Annotated in this window: 15 protein-coding genes; 6 read left to right on the top strand and 9 right to left on the bottom strand. The window is 70.3% G+C overall.

The window, feature by feature from the left end; genetic code table 11:
- Nucleotides 1-100: 100 nt before the first annotated feature.
- From OG306_RS12290 to OG306_RS12280, 3 genes are all read right to left on the bottom strand, one after another.
- Nucleotides 101-1,438, bottom strand: a complete 1,338-nt coding sequence (locus OG306_RS12290; RefSeq protein ID WP_266746233.1) for an ABC transporter substrate-binding protein — start codon at nt 1,436-1,438, stop codon at nt 101-103.
- Nucleotides 1,439-1,492: 54 nt separating this feature from the next.
- Nucleotides 1,493-2,716, bottom strand: a complete 1,224-nt coding sequence (locus tag OG306_RS12285) for an ROK family transcriptional regulator (RefSeq protein ID WP_266746232.1) — start codon at nt 2,714-2,716, stop codon at nt 1,493-1,495.
- A gap of 278 nt (nt 2,717-2,994) precedes the next feature.
- The gene (locus tag OG306_RS12280; RefSeq protein ID WP_266746231.1) at nt 2,995-4,062 is read right to left on the bottom strand and encodes a mechanosensitive ion channel family protein; all 1,068 of its coding nucleotides are present in this window, start codon (nt 4,060-4,062) and stop codon (nt 2,995-2,997) included.
- 365 nt (nt 4,063-4,427) lie between these two features.
- Here OG306_RS12280 and OG306_RS12275 point away from each other — a divergent pair, with 365 nt between their 5' ends.
- Complete coding sequence (locus tag OG306_RS12275; protein ID WP_266746230.1) at nt 4,428-4,964, top strand: HNH endonuclease; 537 nt, start codon at nt 4,428-4,430, stop codon at nt 4,962-4,964.
- Nucleotides 4,965-5,018: 54 nt separating this feature from the next.
- Here OG306_RS12275 and OG306_RS12270 read toward each other — a convergent pair whose 3' ends face one another.
- From OG306_RS12270 to OG306_RS12255, 4 genes are all read right to left on the bottom strand, one after another.
- Nucleotides 5,019-6,362 (bottom strand): FtsX-like permease family protein, encoded by a 1,344-nt coding sequence (locus OG306_RS12270; RefSeq protein WP_266746229.1) that lies wholly within the window; start codon nt 6,360-6,362, stop codon nt 5,019-5,021.
- Nucleotides 6,352-7,152, bottom strand: coding sequence for an ABC transporter ATP-binding protein (locus OG306_RS12265; protein WP_266746228.1), 801 nt, complete (start codon nt 7,150-7,152; stop codon nt 6,352-6,354). Before OG306_RS12265 ends, OG306_RS12270 begins: the two co-directional genes overlap by 11 nt.
- Complete coding sequence (locus tag OG306_RS12260) at nt 7,149-7,706, bottom strand: PadR family transcriptional regulator (protein ID WP_266746227.1); 558 nt, start codon at nt 7,704-7,706, stop codon at nt 7,149-7,151. Before OG306_RS12260 ends, OG306_RS12265 begins: the two co-directional genes overlap by 4 nt.
- A gap of 119 nt (nt 7,707-7,825) precedes the next feature.
- The gene (locus tag OG306_RS12255; protein ID WP_266746226.1) at nt 7,826-10,894 is read right to left on the bottom strand and encodes a beta-N-acetylglucosaminidase domain-containing protein; all 3,069 of its coding nucleotides are present in this window, start codon (nt 10,892-10,894) and stop codon (nt 7,826-7,828) included.
- A gap of 312 nt (nt 10,895-11,206) precedes the next feature.
- Between OG306_RS12255 and OG306_RS12250 the strand changes: the two genes are divergently transcribed.
- From OG306_RS12250 to alc, 5 genes are all read left to right on the top strand, one after another.
- On the top strand, nt 11,207-11,479 hold the full coding sequence (locus tag OG306_RS12250) for a hypothetical protein (RefSeq protein ID WP_266746225.1): 273 nt from the start codon (nt 11,207-11,209) through the stop codon (nt 11,477-11,479).
- Nucleotides 11,480-13,813, top strand: a complete 2,334-nt coding sequence (gene malQ, locus OG306_RS12245) for a 4-alpha-glucanotransferase (RefSeq protein ID WP_371665274.1) — start codon at nt 11,480-11,482, stop codon at nt 13,811-13,813. It abuts the gene before it with no gap.
- A 56-nt stretch (nt 13,814-13,869) separates the two neighbouring features.
- On the top strand, nt 13,870-14,100 hold the full coding sequence (locus tag OG306_RS12240; RefSeq protein WP_266746223.1) for a hypothetical protein: 231 nt from the start codon (nt 13,870-13,872) through the stop codon (nt 14,098-14,100).
- Between the two features lie 108 nt (nt 14,101-14,208).
- A complete protein-coding gene (locus tag OG306_RS12235) occupies nt 14,209-15,132 on the top strand; it encodes a LysR family transcriptional regulator (protein ID WP_266746222.1) in 924 nt (307 codons plus the stop codon).
- 55 nt (nt 15,133-15,187) lie between these two features.
- A complete protein-coding gene (gene alc / locus OG306_RS12230; protein WP_266746221.1) occupies nt 15,188-16,327 on the top strand; it encodes an allantoicase in 1,140 nt (379 codons plus the stop codon).
- A gap of 502 nt (nt 16,328-16,829) precedes the next feature.
- Here the strand turns inward: alc and OG306_RS12225 are convergent.
- Both OG306_RS12225 and OG306_RS12220 read right to left on the bottom strand, forming a co-directional pair.
- Entirely contained in the window at nt 16,830-17,582 is a 753-nt protein-coding gene (locus OG306_RS12225; protein WP_371665273.1) for a hypothetical protein, read from the bottom strand.
- An 84-nt stretch (nt 17,583-17,666) separates the two neighbouring features.
- Nucleotides 17,667-25,511 carry a polymorphic toxin-type HINT domain-containing protein gene (locus OG306_RS12220; RefSeq protein WP_371665272.1) on the bottom strand — a complete coding sequence of 2,615 codons (7,845 nt, stop codon included), beginning with the start codon at nt 25,509-25,511 and terminating at the stop codon, nt 17,667-17,669.
- Nucleotides 25,512-25,906 lie beyond the last annotated feature (395 nt).

Genomic DNA, 25,906 nt, shown 5'->3' with positions numbered 1-25,906 from the left:
GGCCGCCGTCCGAAGCGCCGACCGGCGGCGCTTCGAACGGAGTGTGTACGTGCCCGCACCCGTGCTCGTACGCGTACTCGTGCTCGTGCTCATCGCGGTGCTACTTCGCCTGCGCGATCGCGGCGTCGATTTCCTCGGCGGTCTTCTCCAGACCCGCCTTGATGTCCGTCCGCTTGCCCTTCTCGATGTCGAATCCGAGGTTCTGCAGGGACACCAGGTACGCGCCGCCGTTCACCGAGGGCGGGGTGGTGGTGCTCTCCGGGTTCGCGGCGATGTCCAGGAACGTCTTGAACCGCGGGTCGTACTTCAGCCGCGGCGACTTCAGCGCCTCCAGCGTGGACGGCACATTGTGAATGGCGTTGGCGAAGTCGACCACCGCGTCGGTGTCGGTCGTCATGAACTTCACCAGTTCCCAGGCCGCGTTCTGCTTCTTCGAGGTGGCGGCGATGCCGGCGATGGTGCCGGTCAGATAGCCCTTGCCGTAGGTGTCGGCCTCGTCGTCGGCGACGGGCATCGGAGCCACCCCGATCTCGAACTTCGGCTTGGTCTCCTCGGCCATCCCGAGCCGCCACTCGCCGTCCAGCTGCATGGCCACCTGGCCCGTGTGGAACGGGTGCTTGGCGCCCCACTCGTCGCCGAACGCCGTACGGTACTTCTCCAGCTTCGCGTAGCCGCCCAGGTCGTCGACCAGCTTCTTCTGGGCGGTGAGCATGGTGGCGAACGCCGGGTCCTTGGCGATGTTCGACTTGCCGTCCGCGTCGAAGTACTTCGGGTTCCAGCTGCCGAGGTAGTGCTCGGCCGTCGACTCGTAGCCGTGGTAGTTCGGCATGAAACCGAGCTGCTCGTACGAATCGCCCTTGGTCTTCGTCAGCTTCTTGGCGTCCTCGGCGAATTCGGACCAGGTCTTCGGGGGAGCGGTGATGCCGGCGGCCTTGAAGGCGTCCTTGTTGTAGTAGAGGCCGTACGCGTCACCGAGCAGCGGCACGGTGCAGCGCACACCGTCGAACTGCGTGTACTCGTTCATCGCCTTGGGGAAGGTCTTGTCCGGGTCGATCCCGTCCTTCTTCAGGAAGGGGTTCAGATCGACGAAGGCCTTCGACGAGCAGAACTTTCCGACGTTGTTCGTGGTGAACGACGAGACGACGTCCGGGGCCTTCGAACCGCCCGCCCGCAGAGCCTGGTTGATCTTGTCGTCGGTCATGTTGCCGACGACCTTCACATGGATGTTGGGGTGCGCCTTGGTGAAGGCGTCGATCGTGGCCTGGATTCCCGCGACCTCGCTCGGGGCACTCCAGCCGTGCCAGAAGTTGATGGTCGTGTCCTTGGACGCGTCATCACTGGCACCGGAGTTGCTCTGCCCCGTACAGGCGGAGGCGAACAGCGATATCGCGGCGGTCGCGGCGAGCGCGGCGGCCGTCTTCCGGCGGTTTCCGGACATGGCGGTGACTCCCGTTGGAGGATGAAGGGCGAAGGGTGACGGCGGAATAGGGGATCAGCGTGACGTGTCGAAGACTTCGTCACGCGTGGTGGCGAGTGCGCTCTCCAGCGCGCCGCGCAGGACGGGGCGATGCGTCACAGCCCCGGCGATCAGCCGGGGCCGGGAGGCCGCCAGCTCGGCGAGCTCGGACTCGACCCGGCCGCGCAGCTGTTCCCCGCCGGCCGTGATCAGCTCGCCGGACAGCACGACGATTTCCGGGTCCAGTACGGCGACCATCGAGGCGAGGCCGGTCGCGAGGCCCGTGGCGAACAGATCGAGGAGCCGGGGGTACGGGCCGTCCTCGCCCGACTCCGCGGCCTCGGCGGCCCGGCTGATCAGGCCGGCCGCGACCTCATGATGGGTGCCCGGGCCGCGGACCGGCGCGTCGTCGATGCCGAGCTCCCGGGCCAGCCGGGCCAGCACCTGCGCGCCCGCCAGCTCCTGGAAGCCGCCGGAGTTCGCCTTGGTGACCTGGCGGACCAGCGGGGCGCCCGGCACCGGCAGGAAGCCGACCTCGCCGGCACCACCGGTGAAGCCCCGGTGCAGCCGCCCGTTGATGACGAGAGCGGCACCGAGCCCCTCCTCGTTCCACAGCAGGACGAAGTCGTCGTGCCCGCGCGCCGCACCGAGCCGCTGCTCGGCCACCGCGACCAGGTTCACGTCGTTCTCGTACTCGACCGGCATCGACAGGAACGCGGCCAGCTCGTCCAGCAGGGTGGGGGAGTGCCAGCCGGGCAGATGCGAGGCGTACCGCAGCCGCCCCGTTCCGGGGTCGAAGGCGCCCGGGGTGCCGATGACGACCCGGTGCACATCGGCGTGGGTGAGCCCGGCGTCCTTGACCGCCCCGTCCAGTGCCTCCGTCACCTGCCGTACCACGGAGTCGGCGCGCCGTCCCGGGGTGCGCAGCTCGAACTCCCCGACCGTCTCCCCCGTCACGTCGGCGACGGCGGCGACGATCCGGTGGGCGTTCACATCCAGCCCCGCGACATGCGCGGCCCGCGCGTTCACCGCGTACAGCTGGGCGTTGGGCCCCGGCCGCCCGGCCACGGTCCCGGTCGCGACGACCAGCCCGGCCGCCTCCAGCCGCGCCAGCAGCTGCGACGCGGTGGGCTTGGAGAGGCCGGTCAGCTTCCCGATCCGGGTCCTGGAGAGGGGCCCGTGCTCCAGCATCAGATCGAGGGCGGCCCGGTCGTTCATGGCCCGCAGAACGCGGGGGGTGCCCGGTGTGGTTCCGGCCATGAGCACTGCACCTGCCCTCTGTTAGGAAAGTTTCCTATTCGGTGAGAGGACGGTATGCGCGCGTCACCGGGGCGTCAATGGGCGGTGCCCCGGTGGCAACCAAAGCGTTACCTGGGCCGCCTCCGGAACGTGGGGTTCTCGGCGACGCATCCCCAATCAGGCTACGGAGGAACCGAGTTGAGTTCACGTCGACTCGCTTCATCGGCACATGCGTGAGGGGCGCCCCGCCGACTTCGCGGAGCGCCCCTCACCCGAACGGCGGACTCGTACCGCCGGTCCTACTTCGACATGTTCGGCGGCGGGGTGATCGGTGTCGCGGCCAGGGACTGCGGTGACGTCGCCGACGCGTACGCCGAGGGGGCGGCCATGGCGGCCGTCGGGTCGGCCGCGGACGGCTCGTCCGCCTGGGGCGGGACGGCGCCGATCATCCGGATGCCCGACTCGTCGAAGGCCCGCTTGATCCGCCAGCGCAGCTCGCGCTCCACCCCCAGCGCCTTGCCCGGCATCGTCTTCGCGGTCACCCGGACCGTCATCGAGTCCAGCGTCACGGCGTCCAGGCCCAGGATCTCCACGGGACCCCACAGCCGCTCGTTCCACGGGTCCTCCTTGGCCATCGCCGTGGCGGCCTCGGTGATCACCGTACGGACCTCGTCCAGGTCCTCCGTGGGGCGCACGGGCACATCGACGCCGGCCGTCGACCAGCCCTGGCTGAGGTTGCCGATCCGCTTCACCTCGCCGTTGCGGACGTACCAGATCTCGCCGTTGTCGCCGCGCAGCTTGGTGACCCGCAGACCGACCTCGATGACCTCACCGGAGGCGACGCCCGCGTCCACGGTGTCGCCCACGCCGTACTGATCCTCCAGGATCATGAAGACGCCGGAGAGGAAGTCGGTGACCAGGTTGCGCGCACCGAAACCGAGCGCCACACCGGCCACACCGGCGGAGGCCAGCAGCGGGGCCAGATTGATCTGGAACGCGCCCAGGATCATCAGCGCGGCCGTGCCGAGGATCAGGAACGAAGCGACCGAGCGGAGTACGGAACCGATCGCCTCGGAGCGCTGACGGCGGCGTTCCGCATTGACCAGCAGCCCGCCCAGCGCGGTGCCCTCCACCGCCTGGGCGCTGCGGTTCATCCGGTCGATGAGCTTGGTGAGAGCACGGCGGATCGCGATGCGCAACACGATCGCGATCGCGGCGATGAGCACGATGCGCAGACCGGTGTTCAGCCAGGTGGACCAGTTCTCCTGCACCCAGCCCGCGGCGTTGCCGGCCTGTTCGGCGGCCTCGTCCAGCGAGCCGCCCGGCCCGGGCGACGGAGCTGCGGCCAACAGGGCGGACAGGAACACGGTGGAACCTCCAGGTGGGCGACGGCGGCCCCACCACACTAACGGGGCATCGGGAGTGTTCCCTTGCCGTGACCGGGGGGAGAGACGCGCCTCACGAGGGGATTCGGGGAAAGCGCGGAGGTTACGGGACGGAGCCCGCACGGGCGTCATGTGTCCGATCGCACATCAGGCCGCGGCCTGCGCGGCAGCGGCCCGGAAGCGCCTGTTCCGGCCCGCTGCGGCGGCACGGGCGGCCGACACCGGAGAAAAATCCTTCCGGCCCGTTACCCGCACGTGGTGGCGCTTCGACCAGGCGTAAGGAGAAACTGAGATCGGATCGTCCCGGCGCGAGCCACGCGCCGCCGGCGTACAAGGAGGCATCCACCGTGCCGCATGTCCTGGTTCTCAACGCGTCGTACGAGCCGCTCGGCGTCGTACCGCTCCGCCGCGCGCTCGTCCTCGTGCTCGAAAACAAGGCCATCTGTCTTGAGGAGTCGGGCGCCTTCATGCACAGCGCCACCCGGGCCGTCCCGGCCCCCAGCGTCGTCCGCCTGAAGCGGTTCGTACGGGTCCCCTACCGGGGGCCCGTACCGCTCACCCGCAGGGCGCTCTTCGCCCGGGACGGGGGCCGCTGCATGTACTGCGGCGCCGCCGCGACCAGCGTCGACCACGTCATTCCGCGCAGCCGCGGCGGACAGCACGCCTGGGACAACGTCGTGGCGGCCTGCCGCCGCTGCAACCACGTCAAGGCGGACCGGCACCTGCCGGAGCTCGGCTGGCGGCTGCATCAGACGCCTGCCCCGCCGACGGGCCTCGCCTGGCGCATCATCGGGACGGGACACCGCGATCCGCGCTGGCTGCCGTACTTGCAACCGTTCGGCGCGGACGACGCGATGGCCCGGATCGATGGCATCTCAGCGTGACGATCCGGGCTTCCGCATCTCTCGGGGAGGTGCGGCTCGGCGGAGTGCCGCCTGCTACGCGAACCGCAGCTCTGCGGGGTGCGCCGTGCGCCGCAGCAGCGGCAGCGACGTCGCCGCGGCCAGCAGGCAGGCGGCGTACACCAGCACGGGTACGAGCAGCGGGAGCATCGAAGGGACGGATCCGGGCGCGACGAGGGTGGCGTACGCGACGTGCACCGCCATGCCACCGATGCCCGCGACCAGGACCGCAGGGGCCATGGGGAGTGCCGTCTCCAGGAGGAGGGTCCTTGCCAGCACCACGCGCGGTACCCCGGCCGCGGTCTGGGCGGCGAGACCCCGGCGCCGGGTGGCGATGGATTCGGCGGTGCCCACCGCGAGGCCGAAGAGGCTGATGACGAGAGCCACCAGGACTGCGGTCCCGGCGAGGTCGATCCCCGTGGTGTAGAAGTCGAGGTCCTCCGCCGTGTAGCCGCTCCGCCGGTGCAACTCGTCGAGCAGCACCTGCCGCACGCCAACGAAACCCACCCCGACGACGGTCACCAGCAGCAGAGCGGCGTGGGTGCGCGCGGCGGCCCACGGGTCGTCCTTGAGCCGGCCCGCGGCGATCAGCACTGCGGGGCTCTTCGCGCGGAGGGTCAGCCGCCGACCCATGAAGGAAGCTGTCGCTCCGGCCAGCCAGACCGCACCCGCTCCGGTGAGAAGCACCACGGCGAACACCATGAACGGGACGGGCACCCCGCCGGGACGGTTGTTGCGGTCGGCAAGGACGAAGAGCGCCACGGCGATCAGCGCCGTCGGGACCAGGAGCGCGAGCAACGTCCGGGGTCCGCTGTCCGGCCGGACACGGCGCACCCAGCCGAGCGGCGAGGCGACCACCCGCCGCAGGGCGAGTGCGCTCACGAGCGCGGCCACGACCGGCACGGCGAGGACAACCAGCATGAAGGCCGCCCATGCCGCCGGCGGCGGCATGTGACCGGCGCCGGCGAGGACCGCGGTGAAGACGGCCAGCGCGCCGGCCGATCCCGCCAGGCACGCGAACGCGGACTCCAGCGCCGAAATGCGCCGCACCTGCGCGGGCGACGCCCCCGCGAGCCGCAGCCCGGCCATCCGCCGGTCGCGGTGCACGGCGCCGATGCGGGCGCACTGACCGAGGAAGCCGAGCACGGGGACGAGCAGGAGCAGCAGCGTGAGGACCACACCGGCGCGCTCGCCCGGCTGGTTCAGCAGGCCGTGCCCGTACGGGATCGATACCTGACCCGAGACAGCAGCGACCGTGACCGCCGCGAGTGCGAAGCCCGTGGCGAGCAGGGCGCCCAACGCGGTGAGCGAGATCCGCCACCACTCGCGGCGGTCCGAGCCACGGGTCAGTATCCAGGCGATGTGGACGTCAGCCTTCATGGTGCGCGGCCTCCTGGGGGACTTCCCGGGCGATCTGCCGGGCGGTGACCCGGTCGGCGCCCTGAACGGCGTCCTGAGCGTTGACCTGGGCCGTGCCGGAGTGGACGACTCCGTCATGCAGCCACACCTCCCGGTCCGCGTACGCGGCGATCTGTGCGTCATGGGTGATCAACAGCACCGCGGTGCCGGACTCACGGGCGGCGTGCAGCAGAGAGGTCATCACCTGTTCCCCGGCGAGCGAGTCGAGCGCGCCGGTCGGCTCATCCGCGAAGACGGCCTTCGGTCGGGTAACCAACGCCCGTGCCAACGCGATCCGTTGGCCCTGGCCGCCACTCAACTCGCCGGGGCGCAGAGCGGCCTGATTCCGCACTCCGAAGCGCGCCAGCCACTCGTCCGCCCGCGCGTGCGCCGCAGCGCGGGCCGTCCCCGCGAGCAGCAGCGGCAGTGCCACGTTGTCGAGTGCGGAGAGCTCTGGGATCAGCTGCCCGAACTGGAACACCACGCCGAAATCGGAGCGCCGCAGCTCGCTGAGCCGCGCCTCGGGCAACCGGTCGATCCGCTCCTGCGCGTAATCGACCGAACCCTCGTCGGGACGGACGATCCCCGCCAGGCAGTGCAGCAGCGTGGACTTTCCGCTGCCGCTGGCGCCGGTGACGGCGAGGATCTCGCCTGCGTGGAGATCGACGGACGCGCCGCGCAGCGCCTCGGTCCTCCCGTACGACTTCTTGAGGCCTACGGCCCTGAGTAGGGGCGCTGTCGCCCGGGCGGGCTGCTCGGCTTGCGTACTCATGCTGTGTCGACCTCCGCGGTCAGGGTGGTGAGTCGGCTCGCCGTGGTGGTCATCCACCGCACGTCGGCGTCCAGATGGGCGATGGCGTAGTCGGCGGAGAGCACCGTGCTGAGATCGGTGCCCGGCACGGTCTTCAGTGCGGTCAGTTCGCGCATGCGTGCCATATGGGCAGTGCGCTGGGCTTGGAGATACGCGGCCGCGTCGGAGGTACGGTCGCTGTCGGCGGCCGCAGCTACGAGGATCGAGACCACGACCTTGGCGAATATCTCGTTCGTCACGAAAAGGGCCGGCGGGGTGATCTCCGCGGTCCACGTGACGAGTTCGCGCGATCCCTCATCCGTGGAGCGGTAGAGGGTGCGCTCGGGTCCGCCGTCGGAATCGGTGCCCTCGATGGCGGCCAGACCGTCACGCACCAGGCGCTGCAGGGTCATATAGACCTGCCCGTAGGCCAGCGGGCGAGCCTGCGGGAAGCGTTCGTCGTACCGCCGCTTGAGGTCGTAGCCGTGGCTGGGACCTCCGGCGAGCAGTCCCAGAAGGACATGGCGGGTGCTCATGAACACGACTATATACTCGATATATGTACTGAGTGAATACTCGGCGATGGGTGGCGGCCCCCAGAGTGCTGTGGAGCGGTGATCGAGCGGTGTTTCGGGGGGTTTGTGCCCGTGTGCGGCTACTCCGCGACGGCGTACGCCTGCACCGACCAGAGGGAGTAGCCGAACTCGGTGGCCCGGGCATCGCCCTGAACCCTGAGGAAGCGGGTGTCCTTCGCGTCCATCCGGACCGATTCGCGCCCGCCCCTGCCGTCCCGCACGGTCGCCGCCGTGCGCCAGTTACGGCCGTCGGCGGAGACCTGGATGCGGTAGCGGGAGGCGTACGCGTCCTGCCAGTGCAGCACCACCTGGCCGATCCGGGCCGGCTGCGGCAGTTCCGCCTGCCACCAGGCGCCGTCCTCGGCCGGCGAGGACCAGCGGGTCTCCGGGTCGCCGTCGGAGGCCGCCGTCGCCGGGAAGTCCGGGGTCTCGTCGCCGGACGAGGAGGCGGTGGCGGCAGGCACCAGATCGGGGCCCGCGGTGCGCGGGTAGGCCCGGACCGTGAGTGTGCTGCTCTCGTCGCCGAAGCCGATCGGCACCTCGTACTCACCGGCCGGGGTGCCCGCCGGGACCGTGATCTCGACGGGGACGTCGATACGCGAACCGCGCGGCACCCTCGTCTGCTTCGGGACGCTCACCTCGATGCCCCGGGGAGCCCGTGCGCTGAGCTTGCCCCGCACCTCGGCGGTGCGCCGGGCGGTCAGCCGCGCCTCGACCCGCTGCGGCCCACCGCCGATCTCGGCGTCCGTCCCGCCGCGTGCCAGATCGAGCCGGGCGGCGGGCTCGTCGCCGAACCACGGCACGAGCGCCCGCACCCGCAAAGCCGCCTCCGATGCGCTCCCGGAGGCGGAGGCGCCGGTTCCCGTGCCGCCGCCCAGCCGGTTCTCCGCCCGGCCCTGCGCAACGATGGGCGGCAGCGTGCCCGTGAGCACCGGGGGCGTGGCCGGACCGCCCGTGGGCCAGCTGATCCGGATCGCGTCGGCCCGCAGCCCCCTGGCCGGGGCCTGGGTCCAGCCGGTCGCCGACACCGGGCCGAGGCCGTGCCAGCCCTCGCCGGGCACATGGGCCTCCAGCGTCGCACCGGCCACCGGGCCGCCGCCGGGCACGGTCATCGCCGTCACGGTCTCCACCGGACGGGGCCGGCCCAGCCGGACCGTGTAGCTGCCCGGAGCCTTCGTCACCGTACCGGCGTCGTGGTCCGCGCCCGTCCAGGCGTCCGCCTCCCTGCGCACCCGGTCCAGGAACGGGCCGAGGACGCCCTTGCCGACCGTGGCGCCGCTCGCCTTCGTGGCCTCGCGGACCGGCTCCAGCGCCAGCGAAGCCTGCCACGCGGCGGCGCCGTCGCCGCGCGACTGGGCCCGCAGCAGATCCACGGCCAGCTCGCCCGCCCGGCCGTACCGGGACAACTGCTCGGTCCACGGCCGTACTTCGTTGTCCAGGTGCCCGTCGGCCAGGCCCTTCAGCCGCTGCGGGGTCTCCCGCATCACGGTGAACGCCGCGCGCAGCCTGCTCGCCGCGTCGGCCTGCGCCGTGGCGTCGGTCGTCGTACGGGACTTCCAGAACGCGTCCAGCAGCGGCCGCAGATATGCCGACTCGTCGCCGCCCAGCACGGACGTCGAGCTGTTCCCGGCCAGCGCGCGCAGCGCGTCCCCGGTGCGGGCGTCGCCGCCCGCCAGATCGTCGATCGCCGCCTGCCAGGACTCCTGCGGCCGGTAACCCTTCGGGTTCCACGCGAAGTCGGCAGTGGTGAACAGCGGTATGCGCGACGCGGACGGCTGCTCCATCGCATTGGCGAGCAGCGCCGCGGAACCGACCGCCACCGCCGGGTCCCGGCCGGTGTACGGGCCGAGGAAGATACGGTCCTGCGCGTAGTCGTTGACCGGGTAGTTGTCCATCGTGACCAGCGGGTGCCGGAACGCGGCACGCGCACCGGCCAGTTCCCCGCCGGTGATGGTCCGCGGTACGACCCCGACCCCGGTCCAGGCGATCTGGACCCGGTCGTCCAGCTCCGCGGCGAGCGCCGTGCGGTAGTCCGTCGCCCCGTCCTGGTAGAACTCCGTCGGCATCACCGACAGCGGCTCCGCCCCCGGATGACGCTCCGCGAGATGCCGGGCCACCGTGCTCGCCACCCGCGCCTGGGCCCTGGCCGCCGCCACTGGCCCTCTGCCGAAGGTGTCGACGTCGTCGTCGCAGTGCCACTCGCTGTAGCTGACGTCCTGGAACTGGAGCTGGAAAACCCGCACGCCCAGCGCCCACATGGCGTCGAGCTTCTTCGTCAGTGCCTTCACGTCGTTCTCCGACGACATGCACATGGCCTGGCCGGGGGCGACGGCCCAGCCGAGGGTCACATGCTCGGCACGGGCCCGCTCGGCCAGCGCCCGGAAGTCGGCGCGCCGGTCGGCGGGGTACGGGTCGCGCCAACGGGCCTGCCGGTACGGGTCGTCGCCCGCCGCGTACAGATACCTGTTCTGCTTCGTACGCCCCATGAAGCCGATCTGCGCCAGCCGCTCCGCCCGGGTCCACGGCTGCCCGTAGAAGCCCTCGGTCATCCCGCGTACGGCGGTTCCCGGCCAGTCCCTGACGGTGACCCCGGCGACGCTGCCGTTCCGGATCAGCTGACGCAGCGTCTGCACGCCGTGGAAGAGGCCGTCCTCGCCGAGGCCGTCCACGGCGACGGTGTCCCGGCCGGCGACCCGGCCGACCGCGATCCGGTAGCCGCCGGAGGGCAGGTCGCCGCGGTCGGGGGCGTGCAGCGTACGCAGGGCGTCCCGGGCGCCGTCGCCGCCGAGCCGGACGACGGGGCCCCGGCCCGGCAACGCCTCGTGGACGGTCCGTACGCCCGCGTCCCGCAGGATCTGCCGGAGCGCGTCGACGGCGTACGGATCCGCGTGCGCGTCGGCCACGAGGGTGACCTCGGCGGCGGCGGAGCCGGAGTCGACGAGCGGTACGGACGGCCCGGACGCCTTGATGGACTGGGGCCGTGGCCACACGGCCGGCACCGCGCCGTCGTCCGTGCGGTCGGGGGTGGTGACGGCGGTGGAACCGGGCGCCGAAGGGGCCGCGACGGCGGCCGGGGCGCCCGTGGAGAGAAGCCCGCCGAGAACGGCGACCGCGACGGCCGTCGCCTGCTTTCTGCGCCTGAGCCGCATCGCTGGTCTCCCTCGCTTGCGCCGGTGGACTCCGAGCCCACCACCCGCGCGCGCAGGGTGTCAATGCGAGTGGTTGTTGTGCCGCAAATGCCCGATGTGGCGGCTGAGGTGAGGAAGGGTCGGCAATCGACGCCGGACGCCAAAGATGACGCCGAATGGCCGAAAACGGCGGACGACTTACGGGGAACCGCCCTTTGGGGAACGGAATGTGACCCAGGGCACGTTGAACTCGTTGTGGTAACGCCTACGTCTGCGGTCGTGCCCGCTGGGTAGGTCTGCTGTGTCCTGTTCCGCCATGGCCAGGAGGCCACCATGCCCGCTGCCGCGCAACTCCTGCTCTCCGCCCTCTCCAAACAGGAACCCGGTCCCGCCCCGGTGCCCGGCGTGCTTCCGGCCCCCGCGCCCGGCTCCGGTCCGCTGACGAGCGAGCCGCCGCTCGCCGATGCCATACCGCTCACCAGCGAGCCGCCGCTCGCCGACGCCACACCGCTCACCAGCGAACCCCCGCTCGCCGTCAACGCCCCGCTGACCAGTGAGCCGGCCACGTCCGGCACCGCATGGGGCATGGAGTCCCCAGGAGTCTGAATGGGCTTGTCCCGGCTCGCCGCACTGCACGGCGTCGCCACCTCCTACTCCCCGTCCGCCGACGTCACGGTGTCCGTCGCCGACGACACGGTCGTCGCGGTGCTCGCCGCGCTCGGTGTGGACGCCGCCACGCCCGAAGCGGTACGGGAATCGCTCGCCGCCGCCGAGTCCTCGGCCCGCTCCCGGCTGCTCCCGCCGACGCTGGTGGTGTGGACCGGGGAGCCGCTGCCCCCGGCCCTGGCCGCACTGCCGCCCGGCACCACGCTGGACATCGGGCTCGAAGACCCCGGGGCGCGCCCCCTCCCGAGGGTGTGTGTTCCGGCCGACCGACCTGATCCGGCCGTTTCGGGGCGGGCGACGGCCGACGCGGGAACGGGCGCGGTGGCCGACACGGGAACGGATGCGGGCGCGGAAGCAGGAGCGGGCGCGGTGGCCGGCGCGGGAACGGACGCGGGTGCAGGCGCGGGAACGAATGCGGGTGCGGGAGCGGGAACGGATGCGGGTGCGGGAGCGGTGGCGGGCGCGGTGGCGGGCGCGGTGGCCGACGCCGGAGGTGACACCGCGACGGCCGCGGCCCCGGCCCACGCATGGTGGGCCGAACCGCCGCTCGGGGTACACCGGCTGACCGCACGAGCTCCGGGCGGCCGGAGCGCGAGCTGCACACTCGTCGTCGCCCCACCCCACGTGCCCCGGCCGACCGCCCGCAGCCACGGTTTCCTCGTCCAGCTCTACTCCCTGCTCTCCGCCCGCTCCTGGGGTATGGGTGACCTCGGGGACCTCGCCGACCTCGCCGCCTGGTCCGGGCGGACCCTCGGCGCCGGATTCGTCCAGGTCAATCCGTTGCACGCCGCCGTGCTCGGCGACCCCACCGACCCGTCCCCGTACCGCCCGTCGTCACGGCGCTTCCCCGACCCCGTCCATCTGCACATCGAGTCCGTCCCCGAGTACGGGCACGTGCCGGACCGGGCCACCCTCGACGATCTGCGCCAGGACGCGGCGGCGCTCAGCGACACCGTCCTGAACAAGGGCGCCCTGATCGACCGGGACGCCGTCTGGGAACTCAAGCGCCAGGCCCTCGAACTCGTCCGGGGCGTCCCCCTCACCCCCGGCCGCCGCGCCGCCTACTGCGACTTCCTGGCCGAGCAGGGGCAGGCCCTGGAGGACCACGCCCTGTGGTGCGCCCTCGCCGAGGTGCACGGCTCCGACTGGCACAGCTGGCCGGCCGCGCTCCGCGACCCCCGCTCCACAGAGACCGCCCGCGCCCGCCGCGCCCTGCTGGACCGGGTCGACTTCCACTGCCGGCTCGCCTGGCTGACCGACAACCAGCTCGCCGCCGCCCAGCGCGCCGCCCTGGACGCAGGGATGGCCGTCGGCATCGTCCACGACCTCGCCGTCGGCGTGCACCCCGGCGGCGCCGACACCTGGGCCCAGCAGGACGCCTTCGCCCACGGCATGTCCGTCGGCGCACCCCCGGACGCCTTCAACGCCCGAGGCCAGGACTGGGGCCTGCCGCCCTGGCGCCCCGATGCCCTCGCCGCGTCCGGCTACGCCCCGTACCGCGGGCTGCTGCGCGGGCTCCTCGCCCACGCGGGCGCGCTGCGCATCGACCACGTCATGGGCCTGTTCCGGCTCTGGTGGGTGCCCGAGGGGCGCCCGCCCACCGAGGGAACCTACGTCAGCCACGACGCCGAGGCGATGCTCGCCGTCCTCGTCCTGGAGGCGCACCGGGCGGGCGCGGTCGTCATGGGGGAGGATCTCGGCACCGTCGAGCCGGGGGTCCGCGAGGCGCTCGCCCGGCGCGGCGTGCTCGGCACCTCCGTGCTCTGGTTCGAACGGGACTGGGCGGGCACCGGCCGCCCACTGCCCCCCGAGGGGTGGCGCGAGGGCTGCCTGGCCACCGTCACCACGCACGATCTGCCGTCCACCGCCGCCCGGCTGACCGGCGACCACGTGACGCTCCGCCACCGCCTCGGCCTGCTCACCCGGAGCCTGGCGGAGGAGCTGACCGCGGACGCGGCCGACACCACCGAGTGGCTGGGGTACCTCTCCAGGCTCGGCCTGCTCCCGGAGGGCGAGGACGACGAGGAGGGCGCCGTCCGCGCCGTGCACGGCTTCCTGCTGCGCACCCCCGCCCGCATGGTCGGCGTCTGGCTGCCCGACACGCTCGGCGACCGCCGCCCGCAGAACCTCCCCGGCACCTGGGACCAGTACCCCAACTGGCGCCTGCCCGTCGCCGACGCGGAGGGGCATCCCGTCACCCTGGAGGAGCTGGCCGCGGCCCCCCGCCTGCACCGGCTGATGGAGATCTTCGGACCCCGCGAAGAGCACCCGTGACCCCGTACGGCACCCCCGGGCGCGCGCCCGTCCCGGGCATTCGCTACGTTTGCACCGTGGACAAGAAGAACGCTATGCGCGCCGGCGCCGTCGCGGCCGGAACGACGCTGATGATGCTGCTCATGTCGTCCCCCGCGCTCGCGCTCACCCGCGACGCCGGTGACGACCCCGGTCCGGGCCTGAGCGTGATGGAGACCGTCGGTCTGTACGTGGTGGCCCCCATCGCCCTGTTCGTGGTCATCGCCGGCCTGGTCATGATCTTCGACAAGTCCAAGAAGCCGGCCTAGCGCCTACGCTCGTCGCGCGTGCGCCGCAGGTACCCCGTACCGTGCGGCGCATAGGCATGTCCGGGCCGGGAGGGCCGGCGAGTGGGTTGCGGCCGGTAGGTTGCGGCCATGATCGAGTGGGACGTCAAGAAGCTCCGCATCCTGCGCACCCTGCGCGACCGGGGCACGGTCACCGCGACCGCCGAGGCCCTGCGGATGACCCCGTCCGCGGTCTCGCAGCAGCTGTCCAACCTGGCCAAGCAGCTCGGCGTACCGCTTCTGGAGGCCCAGGGCCGACGGGTCCGTCTCACCGACGCCGCACACCTCGTGCTGCGCCGCGCCGAGGCCGTCTTCGCCGAGCTGGAGCGCGCCGATGCCGAACTGACCGGCTACCTGCGCGGCGAGGCCGGACAGGTACGGATCGCGGCGTTCTCCACGGCGGTGCCCGCCCTCGTCGTACCCGCGATCCAGCGGCTGCGCGCCGAGGACCGTCCGGGCCCGGACGTACGGGTGCGGGAGGCGGAGGCCGCGCAGGCCTACGAACTCCTGGTCGCCGGTGACGTGGACCTCGCCCTGTCCCTCGCCGCGCACGCCCCGACGGCCCGCGACCCCCGGTTCGTCGTGCTGCCCCTGCTGGCCGACCCCCTGGACGTGGCCCTCCCCGCGGACCACCACCTCGCGGCGGCGCCCGCCCTCCGCCTCGCGGACCTCTCCGGCGACCCCTGGATCTTCGGCGGCTCGGGCCCCTGGTCTCAGATCACGACGGCCGCGTGCGAGGCCGCCGGATTCGTACCCGAGCAGGCGCACAGCGCCTCCGGCTGGACGGCGATCCTGGCCATGGTCGAGGCGGGCATGGGGGTCGCGCTGATTCCGCGCATGGCGTCGGCGGAACGGCACAGCCGGGGCGGCGTGGTGATGCGCGCACTCGAAGCCGACCAGCCGCGCCGCCACGTGGTGGCAGCGGTACGGCAGGGGGCCGAGCAAGGTCCGGCGGTGGCCCGGGTCCTGGCGGCGCTCACCGAAACAGCGGCATCGTTCACTTCAACTGAATAAACGATGCAAAAACTTCCGATGGACCTCATGGGTCGCTCGCCGCGACAGTGGACGCATGACCTCCGATCAGAATGAGAACCAGCACGAGGACCCCCACGCCAACGACGCGGCCCCCTACGGCGGTGGCGACCCGTACGCCGACTACCGCACCACGGACCTCCCCTTCACCGAACTCGTCGACCTCGCCGACCGCCGCCTCGGCGCGGGCGTGATCGCCGCCAACGACGAGTTCTTCGCCCAGCGCGAGAACCTCCTGGTCCGGGAGCGCGCGGTCTTCGACCCCGAGCACTTCGGCCACAAGGGCAAGATCATGGACGGCTGGGAGACCCGCCGCCGACGCGGCGCGGACGCGGCCCACCCGTTCCCGGCCCCCGAGGAGCACGACTGGGCCCTGATCCGCCTCGGCGCCCCCGGCATCATCCGCGGCATCGTCGTCGACACGGCCCACTTCCGCGGCAACTACCCGCAGCGCGTCTCGATCCAGGCGACGGCGGTCGAGGGCTCGCCGAGCCCCGCCGAACTCCTCGCGGACGACGTGAAGTGGGAGGAGATCGTCCCGCCGACCCCCGTACGCGGCCACGCCGCCAACGGCTTCGAGATCACCGGCGGCCGCCGCTACACCCACGTCCGCCTCTGCCAGCACCCCGACGGCGGCATCGCCCGCCTCCGCGTCCACGGCGAGGTCCTCCCCGACCCGTCCTGGCTCGCGACGCTCGGCACGTTCGACCTGATCTCGGTCCTGAACGGCGGGAGCTACGAGGACGCCTCCGACCGCTTCTACTCCTCGCCGACCCAGATCATCCTGCCCGGCACCTCCCGCAAGATGGACGACGGCTGGGAGAACCGCCGCCGCCGGGTCCGCGACACGAACGACTGGGTCCGCTTCCGCCTCCCCGCCCAGGGCGTGGTCCGCGCGGTCGAGATCGACACGGCCTACCTCAAGGGCAACGCGGCCGGCTGGATCGCGCTCCAGGGCCGCAACGGCGAGAGAGGCGAATGGTTCGAGATCATCCCCCGCACCCGGCTCCAGCCCGACACCCTGCACCGCTTCCCCCTGCGCGCCCAGGCGATCGTCACCCACGTCCGCCTCGACGCCTTCCCGGACGGCGGGGTCGCCCGCATGCGCCTGCACGGCAGCCTGACGGAGAGCGGCGCGGCCGAACTGGCCCGGCGCTACGAGGAGTCGGGCGCGTAACCTCTGTCCCCCTCCCGCAGCCCCCTCTGCCCCGAGGGCGTCGCGCCCGTCGTCATCAAGGAACTCCTCGGCCACGCCTACATCGGCGTCACCGATCTCAAGCTCTGGAAGTGGGCGCACATGTTCGGCTTTCGCAGACGACTGCGCCGATCCGCCGCCTTGTTTACCCCTCGTGCGCTGACGTTGCCGTCAACTACTGCCGTCAAAGACCAATTGGGCTCCTGTGAATTCTCGCGAAGGGGCCCGAATTCTGGATCAGGCGCACCCCGTCGGGGAGTGAATCACGGAGCCATTCTTCCACCTGTAGCATCCCTGAAAATAAAAGCCACCAATTTATCTCAAATTTGCCCCGCGGAAACTGGGGGGTCGTACGGTCGAGAAATACAGAGGTAGACCTTGCCCTTCGCAAGCATTTTCGTGCGGCTGTCCCGCCGGCCCTCAGGCATTACCTCGCCTGTAACTGATCCTGACAAGGAGTGTCCGCAACGCCCGCTTCACGTCGTCATCGACCCAAAACATCTGCCAAGTGCGACACTTCCCGCACCTGCCTCCCAGTCAAATGCCTCACCTCCCAGAGCAGGGCGGCCGTGTCGACACTCTCCGGCGAACCTCTGCGACCTGCTGCTGCTTGGTGCACACCGGTCAAGGATGCCAGGACAGCGACCGGAATGCCGAGCACGGCTGCGAAGCCATTGAGGAGCTCAGCGTCGAGCTCCTCAACTCCACGCCCTACCGCGCCGATGGTCGCAGCCGACAGGTAGACCCCGGACATCAGGTACATCACCTTGGCCGCCGAGGACCATCCCAGATTCCGGAGGGCAAGCATGCGCACAAGGAGCGAACCGAATCCCGGGGGGTACTGCTCATAAGGGCGCTGCCTCTTGGGCGGGATGGTTTGCGGCGGTACCTCAGCCAGGGACTGGGCAAAATCACGTAGCCGCTGCCTGCCGGACGCAGGCAAGCGGAGTGCACGCTGCACCAGTTTGGGGAGCTCCCGACCGGCTTCCTCGTCGAAAAGCAACGCGCCGTCCGGAATGGTCAGACCCGCGACGAGGAAGAGGTCATGACTCTGCATACCAAGCCGCTCTGCAAGCCGGTGGAGGAATTCCTCCGTCGGGGGTTGGTCTGCGGGAATCGAAGACAGCTCACTCACGGGAACACCGGTGTCGTGTGGAAGACCGTTTTCTTGACTCCGCACGAGACGAGCCAGGAGCACACCGGGATCGGGGTAGGTCGGAAGGTCCATCAGCACCACCGCATCGACAGAAGTAGCCGTTCGGATGTTTCAAGCCCGCTGGGGGCAGCCTCACGAGACCGCCCCCAGCGAACATGTTTCACCTCAGCGACCGGGCGGCCCAGCGTAGTAATCCCAGGCGTTGTCGGCGAAGTCCCAACCGTGCCGCCTGAAGGCTCCGCGGGTGACGTCCAGCAACGACGTGGACCCCGGGGTATTCGTTGGACGGTAATGACCGGAGAAATTGTCGATCCTGGAAATCGCACCGCTTGCATCGACGTCGAACGTGCCTGCCATGAGCACCCCTTGACGGTCACCCAGGGATGTATGTCCGGCACCCGGATTGAGATCCCACATCGATTCGTTCTGCATGGCGCGCAGAGAACCATCCTGGCGGACGATGAAGTGATACTCACCCGCACCGAGAGAGGACCCCGGAGAAATTCCTGCACTTGTCGGAAGGGTTCCCTGGTCGGCGTGGTCTACGCCCTCACGGAACGGCTCCCAGACTTTATCCCCACAGTTGTGAACGAGGACCGGGGAAGCCCCCGCCAGCACATAGTACGTGTGCAGGTCGCTGACGGTGAGGTTGTGGACCGCCGCTGTCTGGGCTGTCCAGCGCTCGATCGCGGTGATCTGGACGTACGTGCCGGCACTGGTCTGGAGCCACTGGCCGGAGTGGAGGTCGGTGGCCTTGATCCATTCGCCGAGTTCGGGGACCCAGAAGGGGTGGCCGTCGGTCGCGGTGACCTGGGCGGTCTTCGTGCCCTTCTTGCCGTCGGTGTCGATGGTGACCTTGACGAGGTGCTTGAGGCCCTGGCCCTTGATCTCGGCGGTGACGGTCTCGATCCGCCGCTCGCCGGTCTCCGGGTCGGTGGCGACGACCTTGTCGCCGGTCTTGACCTCCTCGATCGGCTTGGTGGAGCCGTCGGCCATCAGGACCTTGGTGCCGGGGACGAAGCTGTTGCACGTCCCTCCGCCGTCGGCCTTGCCGGAGCCGCCGCTGCCGCTGGAGCCGCCGCTGTTGCGGGAGGAGCCGCCGGAGTTGCCGCCGGGCTTGGAGCCGCTGCTCTTGCCTCCTCCTCCTCCGCCGCCGGACGACGACGAGGCCTTCGGGGCCGCCTTGACCTGGGCCTGTTTCTGGACCGGGTTGCCGGTCTTCTTGGTCTGGCTGACGGCCTTGTCGGTGGTTCTCTTCGCTGCCTCGGCGGCTTTCTTCTTGGCTCGTTGCGCGGCTTCCTTCTTGGCTTTCTCGATGGCCAGTTTCTTGGCCTTCAGCGCGGCCGCCTCGGCGGCCTTCGCGGCCTTCAGGACGAGCTCGGCCGCCTTCTTCGCCGCGCGGAAGGACTCGATGGCCTTGATCGTGCGGTTGACGGCCTTCATCACGGAGGGGATCTTGCCGAGCTTGGTCCACGGGATCGCCCCGATGATCAGGCTGCCGCAGGACCACATGTCACCGCCGAAGCAGGACAGGGCGTCGTTGATGCCGACGAAGTCCTTCAGCGTTTCCCACGCCACGGCCAGGATCACCGAGGACAGGGACTTGCCCTGCATCGCCTGGGCCTGCGCGACCTGCGCCGCCGACAGGCCCGCGCCCGCCAGGGCCGCGGCCCGCTCGGAAGCGGACAGGGAGATGGCCAGACCCGTCGGGTCGGACATCGTCACCGGGTTGTTGTGCGCGTAGGCGTAACCGTTGGACTGCAGTACGTCGTTCAGGTCCAGGACCGGGTCGACGGACAGGAAGCGTCCGACCACCGGGTCGTACAGACGGGCGCCCAGCGGCTGGTAGCCGGAGGCGTCGTCACGGGTGGCACCCAGGAACCCGGTATGGGTCTGCAGTTTGACGCCGACCGTGCCGTTCCCGCGCTGGTTGCCGAACGGATCCTGCTTGCGGATCCGGACCGCCATCGAGCCGCTGAGCGCCACCTCCGCGTAGGTGCTGCCCTGGTGATCGCCGGTGAGGGCGACCAGGGCGTCACCACCCGTGCCGGCCGCGTAGCGCATGACCGCGCCACCGGGCGCCGCGTACGTGCGCTGGGTGTTGATCAGGACACCGTCCTGCCCCACGGTGACCTCGGCCTCACCCAGATACAGGGTGGCCTGCTTGTCCTTGATCGTCAGCAGACGCGATCCGTCGGGTCCGTAGATGTGACGGGTGTCGTTCTGCGGCGCCCACAGCTGCGCGGGCTTCGTGCCGTCACAGACGGCCAGCACGATCGGGGTCGAGTTCGCCGAACTCGCGTCCTTCACCGCAAGGCACAGGTTCGAGTCGACGTGGGTCAGCTGACCCGACGCGTTGCGCTTCAGCTCCTGGCCGGCCGAACCGTCGCACTTCTGCAGCTTGAGGGCCGATCCGGCCGTGTTCCCGGCCGGCTGCACGCACCAGTCGTCGTGGACGCTCAGCGCGCCCCGGTCGCGGTCGGCCTGCGCCGTCCCCGGAGTGGGGGTGAAGCGCCAGCTCTGCGCCACCGTGGAGTTGCACGAGTACAGCTGGATGGCCTGTCCGGCGGCCGCCAGGCCGGAGCTCAGGTCGAGGCACTTGTCGGCCAGGCCCACATACGGGGTCTTGCCGCCCGAGCCCTGACCGCTGATCCGGTCGACCTGGCCGTCATACGTCCAGGTCAGATCCTGCTTGTCGCCGTTCTGGAGGGAGGTGACGGACTTGGTCTCGCCCGTCAGCTCGTACAGGCGCTCCGCCTCGGACTTGACCTGCGCGCCCTGCGGGGTGGTGTAGGTCTTCGACACCTTGGTCAGCGTGTGGGGCTGGGTGCCGTCGGCCTTGCCGTAGGAGTAGGTGGTGGTGGCGTCCTTCGCGGCGTTGCCGGTCAGGTCCTTCTCGGTCAGCTTCTTGCGGTTGCCGACCAGGTCGTACTCGTACTCCTGCCAGTAGCCGGAGCTGTCCTTGCCCGCCGTCACATTGAGCGTGCCGTCGCTGCCCTTCGGAGCGGCGCACCCGGTCTGGTCCTTGGAGGTCCAGGCCGACTTCAGCTGACCCAGCGGGTCGTAGGTGAAGCACTGCCGCTCCGCGATCCCGTCCGAGTGCTCCTGGATCGAAGTGACGTTGCCCGCCGGGTCGTAGGTGTACGACCGGTTGGACACGAGACTTCCGTCGACCAGGGTCTTGTCCCCGGTCTGCTCGCGGTAGACCGACTGCTCCTGGAGCTCGCCGCTCGACTCGTCGTACGAGTTCTGCGCCCATACCCGGTACGGCTGCGCGCCCAGGGTCGAGCGCAGCACCTGCCCGTAGGAGGAGTACACCGTCTCGGAGCCGTACCAGTCCTTGCCGGAGATCGACAGGGGCAGGCCGTCCTTGTTGTAGCGGGGGACGAGCTTCTCGGCGGCGAAGTTGCCGACCGCCGGCAGCGTGGCCTCCTCCAGCATGCCCGTGTCGTTGTACGTGTAGCCGTACGTGTACGAGGTCGCAAGACCCCACGTGGCGGCCAGCGTCAGCGGCAGGTTCAGCGTGGTCGAGGTCGGCTGGTAGTCCTTGGTGTAGCCGTTGATCTTCTGGGTGTACGCCAGGCCGTCGGTGTAGCGGGTGGCGGTGGCGGGCATGCCCTTGCCGCCGGGGGCGGTGTCGTAGCCGAACTCCGCCAGCAGCGTGCCGTTTTCGTCGTTCAGCCGCTGCTTGGTCGGCCGCGACAGCTCGTCGTAGCCGTTCCAGACGGTGATGCCGCGCGCGTTGGTGGTGGTCAGCGGGCGGTCGAAGCGGTCGTAGGAGGTCCGCGTGGTGCCCGAGTCCGGGTCGGTGGCGGAGTCCTGCCGGCCGCGGTGGTCGTAGGTCCATGTCCACGGGTGCGTCGTGTCGGCGGAGTTGACCGCCTTCACGAGCTGGCCCCGCTTGTCGTACTCGTACCGCATCGACGTGAAGCCGTCGGGAGCCGCCGAGTTGTACGTGTCCACCCGGGACGTGCGGCCGAGCGCGTCGGTGTAGACACGGTAGGAGGAGGTGCCGGACGGGTTGACGACCTCCGACCAGTCCTGGCCGTACTTGTATCGGGTGGCCCGCTCCGGGACCGGCTGGGAAGTGGCCTCCTTGGTCTTCGGGTCCATGACCTTGAGGACCGGCATCTCCTCGGCCACCCGGCCGAGACCGTCGTAGGTGTAGCGGGTGATGTTGGGGACGGCCGTGTCGGCGAGCGGGGTGAACAGCTGACCCGGCTCGGCCTCGTGGGTCAGGTAGGCGTTGTTCGTCTGCCAGACCTCACCGGAGCTGTTGTACAGCGTGTCGGTGATCAGATGGCCGCCGCCGTCGGCCTCCTCCTGCGTCTGCCGCTCGCGGCCGAGGCCGTCGTAGAGGGTGACGGAGGTCTCGACGCGGTCCTCGAACCCGCGCGTGCGGGTGGTGACGAACGGGGGCTTGCGGTCCGGGTTCTCCGGGTTGTACGTCGGGATCGTGTAGACGGCCTTGAAGTCCGGCACGGACGAGGCCGACGGGGTGCGGCCCGGGGCCCAGGCCTCGTCGAGGCGGCCCAGCGGGTCGTACTTCGCCTCGCTCACATGGCCGTTGGTGTCGGTCGTCTTGAGGGTGGTCGAACGGCCCGGCTCCAGCTCCTGCTTCTGGGAGTGGCCGCGGGCGTTGGTCTCGGTGACCTCGAAGACCTGGCCGGAGGACGGGGTGTAGGTGATCGTGGAGGACTTGTTGTCCGGGTCGGTCTGCTTGACCACACGGCCGATGGCGTCGAAATCGGTGGTTCCGTTGCTCTGGAATCCGGTTCCCACACCGTTCAGCGACCAGGACTCGGTGGCCAGGCCGCGTGTGGTGTCGGCGAGCGCGGTGCCGTAGGCCTGGTGGTCGTACGCGGTGCGGCTGGCACCGCTCAGAGTGGTCAGGTCGGCGAAGTCGGCCTTCGCGCACGTGGTCGGCGAGACCAGCGCCTGCTTGGTCAGGCCGATGATGTTCTTGCCGGTCTGGTGGACGTACTCCAGCTTGGTGCAGGACTCGTCCCCGGACTTTCCGGTGTCACCGAACGACTCGACGAGGGTGGGCAGACCGTACGTCTCCTCGTAGGTCGTCTCGGTCTTCACGACCCGCTCGGTGGCCTTGTCGTCACCGGTGCCGGAGGACTTGGTGTACGCGATCTCCACGGGCTCCGTGACGCGCCAGGCGCGCAGCGGACTCAGACCGTCGTCTCGGTCGCGCTTGGCCAGCTCGGTGGCGGCCGGGACGGTGACGCTGCGGGACAGCCAGTCGGTGTCCGCGTCGCTCGCGCTCGTGTAGCTGAGCTCCTCGGCGATGCGGCCGGCGAACGGCTCGGAGTCCTTGGCGATCTCGGCGCCGGTGATGTCCTTCACCGAGACGGTGTCGCCCATACCGCGGAAGTAGCGGGTGACGGACTTCGACTTCTTGCTGCCGATGGTCGGCTCGTTCTCGCCCGTGAGCACCGTGGTCTGTTCGAACCCGGCGAACTGCGCGTAGGTGCGCGTGGACTTCTTGGTGAACTCCGCCTCGGCCAGCTTCCACCCGGCGTTCTTGTACGAGTACGCCGTCCTGGTGCTGAACGCGCCGTCGACGTTGGGGAGTTCCTCGATGGTGTCCACCACGTACTTGTGGAACCAGTCGATGTCCTCGACCTCGGGGTCCGGATGCCAGAACGACGGGTAGCACAGGCGCGTGTTGGCCTTCAGCGCCGCCGTGTCCTTCTTGTCGGGCAGGTTGGTGCCGGTGGCGCAGTCACCGACGGCCGGCTTGTAGGTGGCGACGGTCTCGCCGCCGTACTCGTTGATGACACGGGCGACACGCAGCCTGGAGAAGCCGGGGCGCGGGTCCTTGGGCCGCATGACCCGGTTGGGCATGTCCTCCGCGTTGGACTCGAAACGCACCGGGTTGAGGGTGACGCTCTTGTCCGTGCTGCCGAGGCGCGCGTATCCGGTCCGCTGGATCGACTCCAGCCACAGGGCGGTGTTCGGACCGGTCCTCAGGACCGGGAAGCTCTGCGTGAGCGTGTACTTGTCCACCACCTGACGCGCGGTGGTGTCGGTGCGCCGCTGCGCCGAGGTGGTGATCGAGACCAGGCGCTTGCGGCTCCAGAAGGACGGGCCGGCGTTCCAGCACTTCTTGCCGGACTCGCACCGCAGGTCGGCCGGGGTGTCGTACCAGATGCGGTACTTGCCCGGGTCCTTGTCGGTGAAGTTCGCCTCCGTGCACTTCAGCGTGCCTTCGCCCAGGCAGCGCTCGTCGACCTGGAAGCCGACACGGGCCGGGGCGGTCTCGGAGAAGATGCTGTCCTTGCGCTGCCCGTAGTCGATGTGGTCCAGGTAGCCGTCGCGGTCGTAGGCGACCGGCGCCTTGAAGTTGAAGTTGCGGGCGTAGTAGTTCTTGTCGCGCTTCCACCACAGGGACATGGCGTTGCCGTGGATGTCCTCGACGTAGTCGAGTCCCCAGCGCCAGGCCTGGGTGCACCACGAACCGGCCCAGTCGCCGGCCTTGTAGCAGTCCTCATCCGGGTGGTTGCCGTACACCGGCACGGTCAGGACGGAGTCGGTGACCGGCTGTCCGGTACTCCAGCCCGGCAGCTTGTGCCGGCCGAAGTGGTAGCGGGTGCCGTCACGGGTGGTGACGACCCAGTACTCGCCGTCCTTGGCGCCGTTGCCGCTGGTGTTGTTCTTGATCTGCTCGATCTTGGAGCCGTCGCCGTTGGCGGTGAACCACGTTTTCTTGGTCTTGTCCCACACCAGTTCGGTGGTCATGCCGCCGAGCGAGAGGGTGGCGTTGTCCGAGCCCCAGCACAGGTCGGCCGTGCGGTGTGTGGCGTTGTTCGACCCGGGCTTCTTCGAATCCTCGCGGCAGTTGGCGTACGTGCGGGTGATGGAGCCCGGGTTGTAGTCCCAGCCGTCACCGATCCACGAGGCCTGGTTGTTGGTGGCGGAGGTGCGTCCGTCGACCGACTGCGAGGAGTAGCTCAGCGCCACCTTGGGGATCAGCCCGCCGGCCGTCTCCGGCACCTGTGCCTGGTACGCGTAGGTGAAGGCGCCGGAGGAGGCGCCGGCCGACCACGAGCCCGAGGACAGCAGCGGCGACGCGGTGAAGTCACCGGAGGCCGATGCGCCGGTGTCCATGGCGCCGACGACCTGCGGGCCGGAGGCGTCCACCGCCTGCAGGGCCGCGGTACGGACGGAGGCGCCGGTCGCCTTCGAGGCCGCCTCGCCGCCGAGCAGGCCGGCGACGGGGACCGAGCCGGAGAGGATCTTGCGGGTGGGTGCGTTCTTCGCGGCGGTGGACTTGGTGGGTGCCTTGTTCGCCGGCACCACCTCCACCGTGCTGCGCAGTCGCTCGGCCCTGTCGTGGTCCGCCCCGCCCGACATGGTCTGCACGCCGCCGTCGGCGGCGCAGTCGCCGCTGTCGGGGGAGGTCAGAACACATTCGGGCAGCAGCACGAGGCCGAAGCGGTCGGCGGCCTGGGGGCCGTAGAGGTCGGCGAAGCCGGTGGTGTCGACGGTGAGTGCGACCTGCGCGGCCGGTTCGGCGGTGGCCGGCGGGGTGACCTGCATGATCAGGCCGGAGACGCCGGCGTCCTGGGACGCGGCCGGCGCGGCCAGGTCGACCTTCCACTCACCGGCGATCGAGGCCGGGTCGGTGCCGTCGGGCACGCCGAGCGCGACCGGCAGGCTGTTGGAGACCGGGACCGTGGTGCCGGGCTTGGCATCCGGGGTCAGCGTCGCGGTGCCGCTGTTCTCCGTCCAGGGAGTGACGGCGGTCGGTGCGTACGGGTCGACGGGGACCTCGGGCGCGGTCGTGAGGCTCTTCTCGGCCTCCTCGTCCCCGTCGATCGAGGTGCTTTCCGGCAGATCGGGCAGGTCGACCTCGGTGATCGACCGCTCGCGGCTCATGCCGGGGCCGGGTATCGCCCACGCCTCCGCGCCCAGACTCGTCACCGTCAGCGTCGAGGACAACAAAAGGACGGTCGCCACGCGGCCATGCCGACGGCGTCGTCGTTGTGACTCTGTCATGGCTAGGCGTCCTCTCCCCAGCCATGACAGCGGACCTTGACCTCGCATACGCGTCGACTCCCACCGGGCGATACAAACAACAGATGAGGTGCGGAAACACCAAAGAGCACGCACCTGTTGCCAGGCGCGTGCGTGTCTGCACCCTCTGTCATGAGCTCCACATATTTCAAGATCGCTACGAAAGCGCGGGGGAGGGCATCCGTGATGTGCGTCACGGTGGATTTCGTGGCAGGCCGTCGCTCCTGGTGGGCAATGAGGCATACGGCGAAAATTCACTGCTGATCAATAAATGATGGACAGTCAAAAGTGAAAGTTTCCGGCATCTTTTGCTGGGCTCAAGGGATTTTCAACGGCTGGTCACAACTTCATAAAATCTTCATATGTGGACCGGGTGT

The organism is Streptomyces sp. NBC_01241, from assembly GCF_041435435.1.
Classification (GTDB): domain Bacteria; phylum Actinomycetota; class Actinomycetes; order Streptomycetales; family Streptomycetaceae; genus Streptomyces.
The sequence above is the reverse complement of the archived record's forward strand: the minus strand, read 5'-3'. Positions and strand labels throughout refer to the sequence as shown.